Annotated in this window: 16 protein-coding genes and 1 pseudogene; 10 read left to right on the forward strand and 7 right to left on the reverse strand. The window is 39.9% G+C overall.

Annotation, left to right across the window (positions count from 1 at the left end; genetic code table 11):
• Positions 1 to 20: 20 nt before the first annotated feature.
• Positions 21 to 1,277, forward strand: a complete 1,257-nt coding sequence (gene rhaA / locus AA980_RS10225) for an L-rhamnose isomerase (protein WP_024029829.1) — start codon at positions 21 to 23, stop codon at positions 1,275 to 1,277.
• Positions 1,278 to 1,578: 301 nt separating this feature from the next.
• The gene (locus tag AA980_RS10230) at positions 1,579 to 2,958 is read left to right on the forward strand and encodes an amino acid permease (protein ID WP_024029828.1); all 1,380 of its coding nucleotides are present in this window, start codon (positions 1,579 to 1,581) and stop codon (positions 2,956 to 2,958) included.
• A 108-nt stretch (positions 2,959 to 3,066) separates the two neighbouring features.
• On the opposite strand, the gene AA980_RS10235 is transcribed toward AA980_RS10230, so the two are convergent.
• Positions 3,067 to 4,614, reverse strand: a complete 1,548-nt coding sequence (locus AA980_RS10235; RefSeq protein WP_024029827.1) for an amidohydrolase — start codon at positions 4,612 to 4,614, stop codon at positions 3,067 to 3,069.
• A gap of 315 nt (positions 4,615 to 4,929) precedes the next feature.
• Here AA980_RS10235 and AA980_RS10240 point away from each other — a divergent pair, with 315 nt between their 5' ends.
• From AA980_RS10240 to AA980_RS10265, 5 genes are all read left to right on the forward strand, one after another.
• Positions 4,930 to 5,925 (forward strand): SIS domain-containing protein, encoded by a 996-nt coding sequence (locus AA980_RS10240; RefSeq protein WP_024029826.1) that lies wholly within the window; start codon positions 4,930 to 4,932, stop codon positions 5,923 to 5,925.
• A gap of 124 nt (positions 5,926 to 6,049) precedes the next feature.
• A complete protein-coding gene (gene frlC, locus AA980_RS10245; RefSeq protein ID WP_024029825.1) occupies positions 6,050 to 6,868 on the forward strand; it encodes a fructoselysine 3-epimerase in 819 nt (272 codons plus the stop codon).
• Positions 6,869 to 7,160: 292 nt separating this feature from the next.
• Positions 7,161 to 7,880 (forward strand): GntR family transcriptional regulator, encoded by a 720-nt coding sequence (locus AA980_RS10255; protein ID WP_024029823.1) that lies wholly within the window; start codon positions 7,161 to 7,163, stop codon positions 7,878 to 7,880.
• Between the two features lie 27 nt (positions 7,881 to 7,907).
• Positions 7,908 to 8,693: a fructoselysine 6-kinase gene (gene frlD / locus AA980_RS10260; RefSeq protein WP_024029822.1), complete on the forward strand. Its 786-nt coding sequence runs from the start codon at positions 7,908 to 7,910 to the stop codon at positions 8,691 to 8,693.
• A 20-nt stretch (positions 8,694 to 8,713) separates the two neighbouring features.
• Positions 8,714 to 9,454, forward strand: a complete 741-nt coding sequence (locus AA980_RS10265) for a GntR family transcriptional regulator (protein WP_235815175.1) — start codon at positions 8,714 to 8,716, stop codon at positions 9,452 to 9,454.
• A 403-nt stretch (positions 9,455 to 9,857) separates the two neighbouring features.
• Here the strand turns inward: AA980_RS10265 and AA980_RS10270 are convergent, their stop codons facing one another.
• The 5 genes from AA980_RS10270 to AA980_RS26280 form a co-directional block, all read right to left on the reverse strand.
• Positions 9,858 to 9,995, reverse strand: coding sequence for a YvrJ family protein (locus AA980_RS10270; RefSeq protein ID WP_024029820.1), 138 nt, complete (start codon positions 9,993 to 9,995; stop codon positions 9,858 to 9,860).
• Positions 9,996 to 10,074: 79 nt separating this feature from the next.
• Positions 10,075 to 10,293 (reverse strand): DUF2922 domain-containing protein, encoded by a 219-nt coding sequence (locus AA980_RS10275; RefSeq protein ID WP_024030924.1) that lies wholly within the window; start codon positions 10,291 to 10,293, stop codon positions 10,075 to 10,077.
• A gap of 42 nt (positions 10,294 to 10,335) precedes the next feature.
• A complete protein-coding gene (locus AA980_RS10280) occupies positions 10,336 to 10,554 on the reverse strand; it encodes a DUF1659 domain-containing protein (protein WP_024030925.1) in 219 nt (72 codons plus the stop codon).
• Positions 10,555 to 10,913: 359 nt separating this feature from the next.
• Positions 10,914 to 11,903 (reverse strand): acyltransferase family protein, encoded by a 990-nt coding sequence (locus AA980_RS10285; RefSeq protein ID WP_024030926.1) that lies wholly within the window; start codon positions 11,901 to 11,903, stop codon positions 10,914 to 10,916.
• Between the two features lie 481 nt (positions 11,904 to 12,384).
• Positions 12,385 to 12,783 carry a CotD family spore coat protein gene (locus AA980_RS26280; protein WP_328586723.1) on the reverse strand — a complete coding sequence of 133 codons (399 nt, stop codon included), beginning with the start codon at positions 12,781 to 12,783 and terminating at the stop codon, positions 12,385 to 12,387.
• A gap of 853 nt (positions 12,784 to 13,636) precedes the next feature.
• Between AA980_RS26280 and AA980_RS10290 the strand changes: the two genes are divergently transcribed.
• Positions 13,637 to 13,987: a DUF3139 domain-containing protein gene (locus AA980_RS10290; protein ID WP_024030928.1), complete on the forward strand. Its 351-nt coding sequence runs from the start codon at positions 13,637 to 13,639 to the stop codon at positions 13,985 to 13,987.
• Positions 13,988 to 14,051: 64 nt separating this feature from the next.
• Positions 14,052 to 14,174: pseudogene (locus AA980_RS26885) on the forward strand (cupin domain-containing protein); the annotation flags it as partial.
• A 76-nt stretch (positions 14,175 to 14,250) separates the two neighbouring features.
• Here the strand turns inward: AA980_RS26885 and AA980_RS26890 are convergent.
• The gene (locus tag AA980_RS26890; RefSeq protein ID WP_152681125.1) at positions 14,251 to 14,478 is read right to left on the reverse strand and encodes a hypothetical protein; all 228 of its coding nucleotides are present in this window, start codon (positions 14,476 to 14,478) and stop codon (positions 14,251 to 14,253) included.
• A gap of 1,262 nt (positions 14,479 to 15,740) precedes the next feature.
• On the opposite strand from AA980_RS26890, the gene AA980_RS10295 reads away from it, so the two are divergent.
• On the forward strand, positions 15,741 to 16,235 hold the full coding sequence (locus AA980_RS10295; protein ID WP_024031231.1) for an LURP-one-related/scramblase family protein: 495 nt from the start codon (positions 15,741 to 15,743) through the stop codon (positions 16,233 to 16,235).
• Positions 16,236 to 16,238 lie beyond the last annotated feature (3 nt).

Genomic DNA, 16,238 nt, shown 5'->3' on the forward strand with positions numbered 1-16,238 from the left:
AAACGAAAGGGAGATTTTTTATGACAATTGTAAAAGCTCAATATGAAGTAGCGAAACAAGCATATGGAACATGGGGAATTGATGTTGATGAAGCACTGGAAACATTGAAGCGTGTGCCGATTTCGATTCATTGCTGGCAAGGCGATGATATCGGCGGGTTCGAAGTAAACAAAAGCGAGCTGTCGGGCGGAATCAGTGTTTCCGGAAACTACCCTGGGAAGGCAAGGAATGTGTATGAGCTTCGAATGGATTTGGAAAAAGCACTAACGTTGATTCCAGGATACCACCGCGTCAATCTCCATGCAATGTACGCCGAAACGAATGGAGAAGCCGTTGAGCGTGATGAGCTCGAGCCAAAACACTTTGAGAATTGGGTGAATTGGGCAAAAGAAAAGGGTCTCGGTCTTGATTTTAACCCAACCATGTTTTCTCATGAGAAAGCAGAAGGCGGCTTGACTCTGTCTCACCCGGATCCGGAGATCAGGGAGTTTTGGATAAACCACTGTATGAAGAGCCGGAAAATTGGCGAATATTTTGGTCGTGAACTTGGAACGCCATGCTTGACCAACCTCTGGATTCCAGATGGCTATAAAGATATCCCAAGCGATCGTCTCACTCCAAGAAAGCGCCTAAAAGAGTCGCTTGATCGGATTTTCGCGGAAGAGATTGATGAGCAGTACAATATTGACGCGATCGAAAGCAAACTATTTGGGATTGGTTCGGAATCATTTGTTGTCGGCTCCCATGAGTTTTATTACGGCTATGCGCTAAAGAACAATAAACTTTGTTTGGTTGATACTGGTCATTTCCATCCGACAGAAACAGTTTCCAATAAAATTTCTTCTATGCTGTTATTTAGCGATAAACTAGCGCTTCACGTATCACGTCCGGTACGCTGGGATAGCGATCATGTCGTCTCCCTTGACGACGAGCTGCGTGAAATCGGTCTTGAAATTGTCCGGAATGGAGCGCTCGATAAAGTAAAGATTGGCCTCGACTTCTTTGATGCAAGTATTAATCGTGTTGCTGCCTGGACGATTGGCACGCGCAACATGATTAAAGCACTTTTATACGCGTTATTGATGCCGAACGAGCATTTAAAACAACTGCAAGAGGAAGGTAATTTTACTGAAAGACTGGCCTTGATGGAAGAATTCAAAACCTACCCATTTGGCGCCGTGTGGGATTATTATTGTGAACAAATGGGTGTGCCAGTAAGAGAAGATTGGCTGACTGAAGTAAAAAGCTATGAAGAAGAAGTATTATTAAAGAGATAAGGAAAAGGGACGAGGTGACAGGACCTCGTCCCGGCAAGGGGGGGGCAGACCCCCGCTCAGCTAAAGTTTAATGCGGTGAAGTGGGCATGCATCTTATAGAAAATGCTATTGAATTATTTCTCGTACTGTGGTATTTTTTATTAAAGTGGTATTAAAAAACAGAAAACTTGGTTAATTCGTAGGAATGGATGGGCTGCCGCACCCGCCATTTTATATTTTTCTTTGATTGATACCGCTTACTTATTGTTTCATCCCTTTTTGTTTCCCATGTTGATAGAGAAATAGAAAAGGAGAATAGGCCATGGCGAGTGAGGTTAGAAAAGTAAAACAAGATGTTGTGGAAAAAGGTACAAGTACTGGTGGTCTTCAGCGCAAATTAGGACTGAGTGCTGCAATTGCCATTAGTGTTGGTACTACTATTGGGTCTGGTATTTTCTCTTCCTTGGGAGAGGTTGCAGCAGCAAGTGGAACGGCTTTATTTGTTATTCTTGCCTTTTTAATTGGCGGATTAGTTAATATACCGGCAAATCTCTGTTATGCGGAATTGGCGACAGCCTATCCGGAAAATGGCGGTCAATACATTTATTTTCGGGAAGCGGGTTCCCGTCCAATGGCATTTTTAACCGGATGGATTAGTTTCTGGGCCACTGACCCGCCATCCATTTCGATTATGGCCATTGCAATTACGAATTATTTAGCTTATTTTGTTGGCTTTTCGCCATTAAGTATGAAATTTATTGCAGTAGCACTTATTCTCGTGTTCATGTTCATGCACCTTCGTAGTGTGGAAGGCGGAGGAAAGTTCCAAACGTTTATTACCGCATTCAAGATCATTATGTTTGCTATATTAATTGGCGTTGGCTTTTTCTACTTCAGTCCTGGCTTAATGAGCTCCACCCCGGCAGGGCCTGAAGTTCCAGTTGGAATATTGGCTTTAATTGCGGGGATTTCTGCCACGACTTGGTCGTTTGATGGAATGGCTTCCGTATGTTATATGACAGGAGAGATTAAAAACCCTAAGCAAACAATGCCAAGGGCCCTTATTATCAGTGGTGTGCTCATCACCGTGTTGTATGTCCTGTTAAGTGTGGTGGTAACCGGTTTGCTGCCAATGGATAAATTGGCAACAAGCAGTGCGCCTGTTTCTGACGCGATGGCACAAATCCCTGGAATAGGGTCTACTGCTGGTTCCTTAACAGCAATCATGGCCATTATTGTTATCGTTGGCTCTCTATCAAGCTGTATCATGTTCCAACCGCGTATGCCATATGCCATGGCAAAGGACGGTCTATTCTTTAAATCATTTGGAAAAGTGCATCCAAGCTGGGGAACTCCACATATTTCAATCATCGTTCAATGCGGGATTGCGATTGTGCTTGTATTCGCATCATCCCTTAGTGATCTATTAGGGTATTTCACCATCGTTGCTTTGCTGAAAAACTTTCTTACATTTGGAACTGTTTTTGTTCTTCGTCGTAAGAAGTCCGGCTATAATCCAATGTGGAGAATGCCGATGGGCTATGTGATGGCGGGGATTGCCATGCTTGTAACGGGAACTTTGATTGCCTCTACCTTTATGTGGGCGCCGATTCCAGGGATTATTTCTGCGGTGATTGCCGTGGCTACTGGTCTTCCTGCTTATTATTATTGGGAAAGAAAGAATCGAAAAGCAGCTGTTTAAGGTTTAGTAAATAGACATGGGGCGAACCCCTATGTCTATTTTTCATTAAAATGCTATTAAAAAGACCTGCTTCACTCCGGTTTCCGCGGGAGTGGAGCAGGTCTTCTATTAGTTTGTATAGACGATTTTCCCGTTTACGATCGTCATGCTTACCTTTACATCGCGCATGTGTTTCATATCGGTATGAAACACATTACTGTCGAGAATGGTGATATCAGCGGCTTTTCCTTCTTCCAATGTCCCTAGGTAGTCTTCAAGATGCAGGTTATAAGCACCGCCGGCAGTCCATGCGGTTAATAATTCGGCGATCGATAAGGTATTTTCCGGATTAAAGGGCATGTCCCCCTGGTTAAAATAACCGCCGCAGCTGTTGTAAATCGATTCTGGGATATCATCGAATAATAACGGCAGGTCTGTGGCACATGAAATTTTCACATTCTCATCCGCCATTTTCCTTCTGTTCCAATAGTTTCTGGCCCGGTTTTTCCCAACTAATCGTTCGGTGAGTTCCACTTTTTCGTCATAAGGATATAACGAACTGATTTGCGGATAGACCTCTGCTACAATTCCCAATGTCCCCATTCGGGTGAGGTCTTCAGGATCGGTTAGTTCTAAGTCGGTGATGCAATGGCGGTTGACCAGTTTGCCGTCTGGGGTGCGCTGGCATTTTTCAAAGATATTGATCGTTTGTGCTACAGCTCGGTCGCCTTGTGCATGCAGCGAGAATCGAAACCCGTTACGGTCGGCTTCCCATACCTTCTCGGCAATGCCATCATAGTTGACTGGTTCCAGGCAATGGATATCGGGATTCGACAGGTAGGGCTCTTTTAAATCCCCCATTAATTGACTAATTGATCCATCGGTCATCATGTTATAGCCTGAGAACCGGACAAAATCCCCGGTTGTTTGGACGAGCATTCTTTTGCCAAATTCAAGATTAAAGGGTTCGCCCACCGGTTGACTCATGAAGTTGACCCGAAGTGTTAATTCATGGTCGTCCTCAAGTTGTTTAAGAATATCGACAAAGCCGTAATAGTCATCAAACCCCATTTCCTTAACGGATGTAATCCCTCTGCTGTTCATGAAGTTCATATATTGTTTAAATTGTGCTGTCATGAAAGTATGGTCTTTAAAAATATCCTTCATCAATCGCCAATAAGCCTCCGGGTAGCAATGATGCTCGTCAAATTGGTATTGTTTCTTGGCTGCATCATTTAGCCAGCAATCCTCTACCCCTTCGGAAAATAAAATCACCGGTTTATTTGCGAATTTCTCGTTGATATGGTCCCATTTATCCGTTTGGATTAATTTTGCGTCTATACCGTGGCCCAAAATGGGCTTGTCCCCATCCGCAGTCGCCTCATAATCGATAAGAGCGGTGTAAATCTCTTGGGAAGTTTGTCTGCCGCTTAGGTCCGTACCGACGAAATTCATCGCATATCCAGAAAAGAAACAATGAACATCGATGAATCCTGGAGAAATGAATTGATCACCTAAATCTATGATTCTTGTTTCCGGCCCCACCAAACTTTCATCCCATTCCTGCCCGATGGAGAGGATGATCCCTTCAGATATGGCAATATACCCTGAGAAGACATCTGTTTTTGTTGCGGTGAAAATATGCGCTGACTTTAAAATAGTTTCTGCATACTTCATTCATTTCTTCCTCCTTTAATCGTAATAAATAATAACTGTACTTTTTAATACCAATTTAAACATTTGTTCATTCAACATTCTATCAAACGAAAAAAACGTTTACAATCCTAATCTATCTATGTATCTAGAATTATTAAAATATTTAAATTGACGTTGATTTGGAACTGGTGCTATAATCCAGTTATCAACGGGAGCAAATTGGTATTAAATTATCATTATCATATCTAGTTTTATGATGGCGGATGCGGCACATCTTTATAAACCACATGGCTGCTAGTGTGATGACGATAACCTTAGGAAAGGCAGATGTATGTGATGTTAAAGTTTAACGAAACCAATCAAATGGATAGTGTGAATGGAGCGCTTCAATTACGGGGAGAGATTGAGCGAATAGTAGACGAGATCTATTCCGAAGGTTTTGACCATATTTTTTATTTGGGAATTGGCGGCACCTATGCCTCCAGTATGCAGGCCGTGACCTATATTACCGGAAAAAGCGCCTTGCCTGTTTACGTAGAAAATGCTGCTGAATATTTAACGACTGGGAACCGTAAGTTAACCGAACAATCTGTTGTGATTATTTCTTCGGTGACAGGAAGCACGGAGGAGATGGTAAGAGCTGTTTCCCAAGTAAAAGAAGTTGGGGCACGCATTGTCGGTTTCATTGATGTTAAAGAAGCTCCGCTTGCTCAAAGTGTGGATTACCTGATTTCTTATCCGGCTAATGAACAGATCAAATTCTTCATGGTTGCTGATCGCTTCATGTTCAATAACGGCGATTTCCCGCAATATGAGCAATTCTATAAGGAGCTTGATGGGCATTTGGCCAAAGGGTTAGTTGAAGTCGAGAAGGCAGCTGATTCGTTTGGGGAACAATTTGCACATGAACATAAGGATGATTCGATGCACTATTTTGTTGGGGCAGGAAATCATTGGGGCGCTGTTTACTCCTATGCGATGTGTTATTGGGAAGAACAGCATTGGCTCCGTTCAAAATCAATTCATTCCTCCGAACTTTTCCATGGAACATTAGAGGTTATCGACCGCGATACCGCGGTGACCGTTTTTGTAGGTGAGGATGAACAACGTCCATTATCGGAACGTGTGGCCAAGTTCCTGCCAAGAATTTGTTCAAGGTATACCATCATTGATACAAAGGATTATGAATTGGAAGGAATCAGTCCTGAATTTAGAGGGCGAATCTCGCATCTGTTATTGCGTGCCATCACGCAGCGAATTGATGCCCATCTCGAAAAAATCAATTGCCATCCGATGGAAATCAGACGCTATTACCGTCAGCTCGATTACTAGAGTCACCAGAGTGAACATGACATGTAATCAAGATTAGTGCCTATTAATCTTTGATTACATGTATTTTTTTAAAAAAGGTTGAAAACGCTTTATCAGATAGAATAAAGGAATAGGGGGTTGAAGCATGAAGATTGGGTTATTTACATCGGGTTATCAGAGAAACCCGTTGGAACATGCTTTTGAGGACGCAAAAAGATTTGGCTATGACTATATAGAACTTTGGGGCGGCCGTCCGCATGCGTTTGCCCCTGACTTGAAGAATGGCGATATTAATCTGGTGAAACGGCTGATTGAAGAGTATGAGATGCCAGTTAGGGTCTATACACCTGAGCACAATGCCTATCCCTATAATTTTATGATTGGTACAGAACAGATGCGAAGTGATGCCATTGATTATTTGAAGCTAGCAATGGAGATGGGGAAGGAAATGGGTGCCGAGTTTACTTTAATGTCTCCAGCCCATGCCGGCTATCTGACGACAGAAGAGGAAATTTGGCATAGATTGATAGAATCGATGAAGGAATTAACCGATTATGCTGAAAAAATAAATCATAAAATCATCCTCGAGGCACTGACGCCGATGGAATCCAATGTTTGTACAACTGCCAATGATTTGGCCAGGGTATTTGCCCAAGTAGAGTCTGACCATTTAGTGGGTATGTGCGATCTTGTTCCACCGTTCGTACAGCATGAAAGTATCATGGCCTATTTTGATAAATTGCAGGATAAAATGCAGCACCTCCATGTTATTGATAGTGATGGAACCTCTGATACGCATGTGATTCCGGGTGAGGGTATGCTGCCGCTGAAAGAATTAGTGCAGGAATTAAACTACATCGGATACGTTGGCACAGCAACGATTGAATTAGTTACCGCTTACTTAAATGAGCCGCGCTTCTATGCTCGACGGGCAATCAACAACTTAAAAGCATTAATGGACTAGCCCTATCTATATAGATAGGAAGAAAAGAGTGATTTTTTTTTGTTTATTGATATGCATGTTCACCCGGACTTTTATCGTTGTATTAATGAGGATGTGGAGCGGTTGGATTTGACTATTTTCAAAGTTTACTTCTGTGAGTTCGATGGTCCGTCTGAGAGAACGGTTTTGGTTTATATTCAAGAGAGATAAGGTTTCCGTCCTCATTCCGTGTTGTATTCCCCCTCCGCTCTTTATGATATATTTTAAGTATCAGATACGATATAAGGATCAATGGTGGAGGGGTATTATTTACATGGACAACAATCATTTAAAACCACGCGAAGAAGTGGTGGAAAAAATAGAATATTTTATCGATCAGAATCAATTGCGTCCACATGATAAACTTCCCTCGGAACGGCAGCTTTGTGAGGAATTGGGGACAAGCAGAACGACTTTGCGCGGTGCAATCAAGCGGCTGATTATGGATGGAATCATCTATAGCAAGCGCGGAGCTGGAACCTTTGTTGCTCCGCAAAAATTGGTGCGTAACCTGCAGGATATGGAGTCCTTGGCAAAAAGTGCATTGGCAGTTAATAAGGTATTATCAACTGAGGTTTTATACACAGATATTATCGAATGCAATAAAGAGTTGTCCAAACGGATGAAATTAACGCTAGGAAGTAAAATTTACTGTTTACAACGATTAAGAATGATAGATGGAATTCCAGCGATGATGGAGCTGGCCTATATTGACTACTCCTTGTTCAAGGGCATTGAACAGTATGATTTTTCACAGGAGTCTCTTTATCGGATTATGGAAGAAGTCTATCATGTGAAAATCGACCATGGCTCGGAATCATTAAGTGTTACCTATGTAAGTGAACAGGAAGCTGAACGATTGGACGTTGAGAATGGGACGCCTGTTTTCTATATTACTGGTCATGTATTTACCGAGGATGAAAAGACAATTGAATTTTATAAATCCATCGTAAGAGCAGATCAAATCCGTTTTTCTTCCGTTCTTAAACACTAACATTTCGCATTAGAGGAGGAAAATAATATGAGAATCGGGGCAGTCGGCGATAATTGTATCGATGTCTATAAGCAGACAGGGGAAGCGTTCCCTGGAGGTAACCCTGTCAATGTGGCCGTGTATTGCGTAAGGCTGGGGGAAGAGGCCTCTTATACCGGTGTGGTTGGAAATGATGAATATGGAAGGCTATTGAAGGATGCCCTAAAGGCCAAACGTGTCGATGTGTCACATGTCAGAGAAGTACCTGGACAGACTGCTATTACAGAGGTAGAGGTCATTGATAACGACAGGGTATTTGGTGATTATTATGAAGGCGTTCTTGAAGAGTTTTCATTGACCGATAGCGATATTGATTTTTTGGCCTCGCATGATATAGTAGTATCAGGAATTTGGGGGAAAATTGAAAAAAGCTTAGGCGACATTAAAAGTAAAGGGGTTCCGATTGCTTTTGACTTTGCCGACAAGCTGGAGCATCCTCTTGTGGAGGAAATTATCCCTCATGTTGATTATGCGTTCTTTTCCTATGATGAGGGAGAGGATGCGTTTATTCAGGACTACATGAAAAATATGCAGGCAAAAGGCCCACAATTGATTGTTGTAACCATGGGTGAAAAGGGCAGCTTGGTGTATGATGGTGCGAACTTTTACCGTTATGGTATTGTCCCGTGTGAGGTCGTTGATACAATGGGTGCCGGAGATAGTTATATTGCCGCTTTTATTTGCGGAATCCTCCAGCAAAAATCAATTGAAGCATGCATGGAGATGGGCGCTAAAAACAGCTGTATCACGATTCAATATAAGGGTGCATGGTAGTGAATTTTAGTGGAAAGTGAGTGAATTCGACCTTGTCCAATATAGATTATCAATCTCCGATGTATTTACAATTGCGGGAGATTATCAGAACCAAGATTGAAGATGGTGATTTTCCACCCGGGACGGCGATCCCCACGGAGCACGAATTGGCAAAAACCTATGGAATTAATAGATTGACTGTTCGAAATGGTATTGCCGCGCTTGTGAATGAGGGATTGCTCAAAAGAATACAAGGGAAGGGCGTTTACGTTCTTGGAGAGAAAAGAGAGCAGGATTTGGAAACCCTGGAAGGATTCTCGCAAATGGTCAGGAAGAAAAATGCTAATCCCTCATCTCAAATATTGGCGAAGTCTTTGCGTCCGGCAGGGCATAAGTATGGCAAGATTTTCACTATTGATCCCGCTGATCAGATTTTTTATATTAAGCGGGTTAACTATATTGATCGTGAGCCCTACTCACTGGAAGAAATCTATATACCGCACGCTGTTGTTCCTGAATTAGAGGATATCGATTTATCGGTATTCTCGGTTTATGAGATTTATGATTTTTATAATATTGACATTGCCTATTCTCGGCAGACCCTTGATCTGACGCAGTTAGACCAATCAGATGCCAGGTTCCTGGACGTTGATTCTTCCACCCCATTGCTGCTATTTACAAACACAAGCTATAACGCCGCAGAAGCAGTCATGGAATACTCCCGAAGCTGCACCCGTCCGGACAAGGCGAACTATAAAGTAAATTTCTCAACCAAAGGTTAGACGTGAGGTCGTTCCTATAGTGAACATCATGTAGAAGCGAATTAGGTGGATTCTTCCATCAATTTAATACCCCCTTTTTCGCATATAGTGAACAATCGGATGTTTTGCATGTAAAAGAAGGCACAACAAGTGGAAAGTAGCTAGTTGTGTCGTTTCAAAAAATCCTATAACAATATTTTTAATGGTAAGGGGGAACAGAGGTTTATCTATCAAGCTTAAGGGCATTTTTAATCAAATGTTTGATGGGTATTTTTTGTGGGAAAATGGGTCGGAATTTGTCTGCGGTGCCGCATAAAGGTCCATCTATCATATAAGAGCGGGGAAGGCACCTTATAAAACCACCCTGCGCCGATATGAGCAGGGCAGTCCACCTTTAATCGCAGCGAAATGACTGTTTCTATATTCATGCCTTCATCCGGTTGGGCAGTTCCTGTATCGATTGGACCACTGCATCTAGCTTGGATTCAATCCGATAGAGCAGATAGAGGGTCACAACGATCGGGAATCCGACCTGGCTGATGAATGAAATGATTTCTTCCACGAGTACTCGCTCCTTTCTACCTTAAATGTGTTGTGAAGAAAGGCCGGCTTCGTTTGTTGCGAATCCGGCCTCTACCTTATTAAACAAGTTCGTAATCCGTTACATTGCGTTCGATGACTCGTGCTCCTTTAGCAGCCGCTAGCTTTCCGCTGGCTGTTGTGAAAACTCCCGATGCAATTATCTGTTCCATCGATTGTTTCACGAGAACTTCATTAATCGGTTCTCTTGGATTATCTACCGAAATGCTAGCCGTCTTTCCAAACTCCGTGTCAAATTGTAATACCAATGTTTTCGCCATTTCCTTCACCTCCGATCATCAAAATTCCACCAAGCCAAACAGTTAAGCTAGAATCTCAGTGCTGTCATTGCGTTCCACTTTGTTTAGCGTGTCTTTGCACAAAACAGAGATTGCCTGTGCAGCTTGAAACAACTGGTCAACCGTTGCTTCTTGTTTCACATTGCTAAACGTTTTAGCTTTGTAAACTGGTTTTCCTTCGTCATTAATCCCCGCTTCAAATACCAAGCGAAGCTTTGTCCCTAGTAATAATTCCATTGCCATTGTCGCCACCTCCTTTCACCTTCTATTTATAGTTTTAGAGTGAAAAAGGACAGGGTGGGGGAAAAATAAATTCCCGAATAATCTTGTTTCACAACATTGTTCCGCGGAATAGCTCTTAAGGGCTACCAAAAAAATTAAACCAGAAATAACCCAGGGAACTTACCTAGGTTATTTCTGGTCTTTTCTGTTTATAAATCCCAACTTTATTCCCCGTTAGCTGCACTTTTGGAGTGGCTGCTACAGAATTTGAGCTGAATGTGACTAACCACATGATTTTTCGATCAAACGACCACAGTACCCCGCCGATGTGCCCGCCTACGCGATTTTTTCGAAGGAACGGTCACAATAACCAACCCCAGTTAAATTTTTAATTCAATCAATGGACGAGTATATTTTTGGATGACATAATTTCCTAATAATATACAAAGGCCTAAAGAAAAAACAATTAGCGTTAAGTATTGATTAGATAATCCATCTAAAATATCGTCAGAGACGATTGCTTGGATCGATTTAATAATAAATCCGTGTAAGAGATACACATATAAGGTCCGTTGACCAATTATTGTCATTTTAAATCCATTGGACGGGACAATGGCCAAAAACCCGTAAATAACTATTACTGTTACAAAATATTGGGAGGCACGAATGAAACCATCCGTCAATCCCTTCATACCTAAATCAGCATATGGAGTATCACCAAGCAGCCATGGTATGGCATCCTTTGGAAAGAATGCTCCAAATATCAAAATTGTAATAAGGAGAACTGCATATCCAATGAATGTTGAATATTTTACTTTCTTAACCCATTTTAAATGTTTGGAATCTAATAAGAACCCTAATAGAAAATAGGGGAAAAATACAAAAGTTCTTGATAATGATAAATAACTTCCCACATGATCGAAATAACCAATTCCAATGCCAACTACAACTGCCATAATTAATCCAACCCATTTTAGCCTTGCAAATACATGAAGGAGAATATTCCAACAGAACAGGCTCAATAAAAACCATAAAGTCCAGTGTGGCTGTAAAAGGTCAATTTTAAGTGCTGATTCTTTTCCGTCCAAATAGTAATAAAAAATCGAATAAACTATTTGAAAAATGATGTATGGTAATAAAATCTTCTTTACGGTTTTTAAGAAATAACCTTTCTTATGAAATCCCTTTGAAAAATATCCAGAAATAAGTATAAAGGCTGGCATATGGAAAAGGAATACGACGGAATATAGAGTGAAAAGAATGTTATTGTTACCTTTTAAAGGACTGATAACATGACCGAAAACGACTAAAAATATCAAAATGAATTTTGCGTTGTCAAAGTAAAGACTCCTTTTTTTAGAGGAATCCATAATATCGAACACCTCCAAAAAATTTTCTTAATCCTTTTTTTAAAATCTTAAAAAAATCATATATGAGTATAACTTTTTCCTACCACCTTACAAGGAAAAAGTTATGTAGAAAAGCAAACTAACTCATCTTTAAACGCCCTCTTATACTTTACTAAAAGTATGTTACCAAAATATGAAATAAAGGTTAAAAAACCTTAATAAATAATTTGGAGAGAAGATAAAGAAGAAATAATATAAATTCTTGTCTTAGAATTCATTTTATGTATGTTTCTACTTAAACAAACAGGGCTTGAGTTGAAGATGTGTCCTTTTACCTTTATTCCTTTGATATACCCTGTTTTTACTGACTTACACCATAAATAAAAAAGGCACCCATAAGGTACCTAAGGAGAGCATGTAACAGGAACTTTAATAGTATATGAAATGGTTTAGTATTTGGTAACGGAAATACAAAACCCCCTAAAAGGGGGCTTAGAGAAAATTAATATCCAAATGGACCTGATGGACAACATGGGTTGACTGGACATCCACACATTGTATGTGTTTCACAGCATTCATTTACACATGATTCTGTGTGGGGAAAATAATGTTGATGATTAACATGAAGCTTGTTGACTGTTGTCGTATGAGAAGGATGGACATGAGAGACTACTTTATTAAATAAGTTTGTTTTTACATATTGTTGCGCAGGGTCAACTAGTCCTGGGTCATACTGTGTTGGAAACACTTGTGGCGGACAGTATGTTGGCGGACAAGGTGGTGGCGGGCAACATTGGGCTGGCATTGGTTGTACTGGTGCTATCATATTTGGCATCATGTTTGGCATCATATTGGGCATCATGTTTGGCATCATGTTTGATGGTGGAAAATTTCTATTCATCGGTAAATAACCTCCTTGTGAATTTGTCTTGTGTCACCATTAGTCTATGTGAACTTTTGTTTGTACGGACTAGTCGTATACCTAATTTAGAAATTTTCAATGAAGCACTCAACGAAGTTTTTGGACACAAAGATATGCAGTAAAGGGTCGAGATAATTCTAACAAAAGACACCAAATGCAAAGTCCCTTTTTTCGTCTTCAAGTAAAGGGGCTGGATAGTTGATGAAGGTTTGGAAAACTTTGTGTGGTAAAAAGAGACTAATTAAACTGGATAGTATGGTTTTTTCACAATAAAAAACAGCTCCGTTGAATCATTAACGAAACTTCTTTTTTATATGGGATAGGGTCGGGAAAATGCGAATTTACACCAACTAGGAAGAAAACAACTCACATTGTTTCAATTTCTTGAATATATTTACATTAGAGAAAGGGTGGGACAATGGTATGGACTTAATAATAAAAACTTTGGTTTTTGCAGCTCTGGTTAGGTCTGTAACCAACGATAAAATGACAAGATACCTGTTTATTTTATTAATAATTGTCTTGCGTATCATAAATTCAAGTGAGAATTTTATTGAAACCAATGAGGCAACTTCATAATGTCTTATAAGACTTTTATCAAACTGCTTAGCATTAAATCTTTAATCCAACACCTTTCGGAAAGTCATCTCCTTTTTATTACAAAAAAGATTGTGAAAAAGTGTACTGAAACAAAAGGGTGCAAGAGTTTTAGAAGGATGGTAACGGCTGCGGTCATTTTTTCATGTTGAAGTAATGGGCTGTTAGTCCAAGAAGGATTTTTCTAGGATATATAGAATTTAATTACTCTAAGTATATTACGAGGAGGAATATTATGAAAAAGAAATTTGTAATATTGATAACAATTATTTTTTGGTTAATCATAATTCTTCCTTTTGGGGTTTATTTTGGGATTGATGGCTATATACAATATCAACTTAATTCTTTAAAGGATGATACTTATGCCTATTTATTAAAAGAATATAATAAGGACCAAATTCAAAAAATAGAAACTCAACTAACAATAGGTAGTTATCATTATGCAGCTTTTGTTACGTTTAAAGATGAACCTAAACATGTTTATGAATATAGACGGATTGAAGGTAAGATTAGACAAGGAACTCCTTTACCTAGTGAAGAAGACGCTCCAAAATATAACCATTTAGAGCCAGATAAAGATAAATAGGCAATAGAGATCCGGTTTAAAAGGCTGCTAGATAGCCCCCCGGTATGTTGCCTGGGGGCTATCCACCTGGTATAATCTAACCAATACAGGTAATATCCCTTTAAAACTTTATTCTATATATGCTCCTCCGCAACATCCATCTGGTACGGTTCATTTAACTAAAGCACAGGCTTTAGCGGCGGAATAATAGAATTCTAATTAATACCTTCTTTTACGAATAGGGGCTATACTTCAAAGAGGAGTATAGCCTTTTTGTTGTTCCGCTAACGGACAGTTGGCGGTCCCCAATATGGAATACCATAAGGAACAAAACCTGTAGTTGGTTGCTGAATATATGGTATTAAGTGATTCTGATTTGGAAAATGATGATTGGAATGATGATGATTGGAATGGTAGCTAGAAGGAGTGTGACTGAGAACTTTATGATTATATTGAGCAATACAAGCTTCAGGATGTCCAGGCATTGGACCAGTTGTGATATGATGAGTCAATTCCCACACCTCTAAAAATTAGTTTTACTTTATATTATGAGTGTCAATTAACTTGGTTTGTATTATCAAATAAATTCCCAAAAAAATAAACGAATTCATCATTGTTTAACTGACAAAAATTTTGGACGTTAATTTGAATTAATCCTATAACAGTGGGCTTTTCGGCGTATTTAATCAAATGTTTATTTAACTGACAAAATTTTTACCAGCCAAAGCCGTTGAATCTCAAAATAGCGGGTTTCGTGACCAATTTAATCAAACGTTTGATTTGTTTTTCTGAAGGCAATTGTATCGAGAGGTGTCAATTCCTGAAGAGAGAAGATAATAATGCTGGAATGGATTCAGACAATAAACCAACTTTCGCTAATTTTTTTTCAAATTATAGCGTGAAATCGATGATCTCACTGGCTTTCGCAGCAATTTAAATAAACGTTTGATTAACTGACAAAATTTTTGTCCGCTAAACTGCAATAATCCCAATGTATCACGGTTCCTAGCAAATTTAAATAAACGTTTGTATGGTTTAACCCATGTAGAAAATTGGTGAATGAACACAAACTTGAAGGTTTTGCATTTTTTCCAGTTAACGTTTGAGAATTATGGTGGCACTGTCATCGCCCGGTTTTTTCAGGAAAAAAGGGTCAGTCCTCCGCCGCTTTAACACATCGGGCGACTGACCCCACATTTAGGGGCTGTTTCATCGTCCTCTAGCCATCTTTAACATCCCTTTAACATCCCAAATCCTGAAGTTCTCGATAAACTCTATGATAATGTTGCTCTTCATGTCTACCCTCTAATCATCGGTATCAAATAACTTATAATAAACCACATTATTCCGAAAAAAATAATTAGATAAGCAGCATATTTTATAAAAGTAGAAGCTACTTTACTGGAATCGGACTTCCTTTCAGTCCTTTCGACTTCCTTATGTTCGTCCATTATTAACATCTCCTTCGTAAGAGTTTTTTACTTAAATACCCTTCCGTAGGAAAAATAAACTAGGTGCCTGTCACAACCGGAATTTTGTCGAAGAATGATAGGTTTTTAGAAGGTTAGAAAATGATAAAATAAGATTGCAACTAGAAAACAAGAAAACCACCCAGCGCCGTCGCAAGCATAAGAGTGGTTCTCAAAAATAAATAACTCCACAACGACCACCCTGACGGTAGAAGTTGCGGGGAGAAGTGTTACCGGCACTTCTCTTTTTTAATATATATCCATTATACACAAAAAAATTCCCTTTGTATCAAAGGAGGCATAGTATGAAAGAATTTTATATAAAGCAGAAGGTTTTCAGTCTAGGCGGAAAATTTACAGTAAAGGATCAGCAGGAGAAGGATGTTTATTATGTGGAGGGCAGTTTTATGCAAATTCCAAAGACATTCTCCATTATGAATACAGCAAGAGATGAAGTTGCGCTCATTACCAAAAAGGTGTTTAGTTTTCTGCCGAAGTTTTTTGTTGAGGTGAATGGTCGAGAGGTGTTAACGATTAAGAAGGAGTTTTCTTTCTTAAAAGCACGCTATACGATTGATGCGGCAGGCATTGAAGTACATGGTAATTGGTGGGATATGGATTTTCAGGTATTACAGTATGGCGAAGTCGTCGGTAACGTGAGCAAGAAGTGGTTCACTTGGGGCGATAGCTACAAGGTTCAAATATTGAATGAAGAGAGGGAAGCCATCATTATTGCGCTCGTTGTCGCAATAGATTGTGTGAAGGCTGACCACGCAGCTGCTTCTTCAGCAGCGACTTAACGT

This window comes from Neobacillus vireti, from assembly GCF_001026695.1.
In the GTDB taxonomy this organism is placed as follows: domain Bacteria; phylum Bacillota; class Bacilli; order Bacillales; family Cytobacillaceae; genus Neobacillus; species Neobacillus vireti.

Bases quoted from the DNA above. Each gene is read 5' to 3' on its own strand.
- rhaA (WP_024029829.1), top strand. From the start codon at position 21: ATGACAATTGTAAAAGCTCAATATGAAGTAGCGAAACAAGCATATGGA.
- AA980_RS10230 (WP_024029828.1), top strand. From the start codon at position 1,579: ATGGCGAGTGAGGTTAGAAAAGTAAAACAAGATGTTGTGGAAAAAGGT.
- AA980_RS10235 (WP_024029827.1), bottom strand. From the start codon at position 4,614: ATGAAGTATGCAGAAACTATTTTAAAGTCAGCGCATATTTTCACCGCA.
- AA980_RS10240 (WP_024029826.1), top strand. From the start codon at position 4,930: ATGTTAAAGTTTAACGAAACCAATCAAATGGATAGTGTGAATGGAGCG.
- frlC (WP_024029825.1), top strand. From the start codon at position 6,050: ATGAAGATTGGGTTATTTACATCGGGTTATCAGAGAAACCCGTTGGAA.
- AA980_RS10255 (WP_024029823.1), top strand. From the start codon at position 7,161: ATGGACAACAATCATTTAAAACCACGCGAAGAAGTGGTGGAAAAAATA.
- frlD (WP_024029822.1), top strand. From the start codon at position 7,908: ATGAGAATCGGGGCAGTCGGCGATAATTGTATCGATGTCTATAAGCAG.
- AA980_RS10275 (WP_024030924.1), bottom strand. From the start codon at position 10,293: ATGGCGAAAACATTGGTATTACAATTTGACACGGAGTTTGGAAAGACG.
- AA980_RS10280 (WP_024030925.1), bottom strand. From the start codon at position 10,554: ATGGCAATGGAATTATTACTAGGGACAAAGCTTCGCTTGGTATTTGAA.
- AA980_RS10285 (WP_024030926.1), bottom strand. From the start codon at position 11,903: ATGGATTCCTCTAAAAAAAGGAGTCTTTACTTTGACAACGCAAAATTC.
- AA980_RS26280 (WP_328586723.1), bottom strand. From the start codon at position 12,783: ATGAATAGAAATTTTCCACCATCAAACATGATGCCAAACATGATGCCC.
- AA980_RS10290 (WP_024030928.1), top strand. From the start codon at position 13,637: ATGAAAAAGAAATTTGTAATATTGATAACAATTATTTTTTGGTTAATC.
- AA980_RS10295 (WP_024031231.1), top strand. From the start codon at position 15,741: ATGAAAGAATTTTATATAAAGCAGAAGGTTTTCAGTCTAGGCGGAAAA.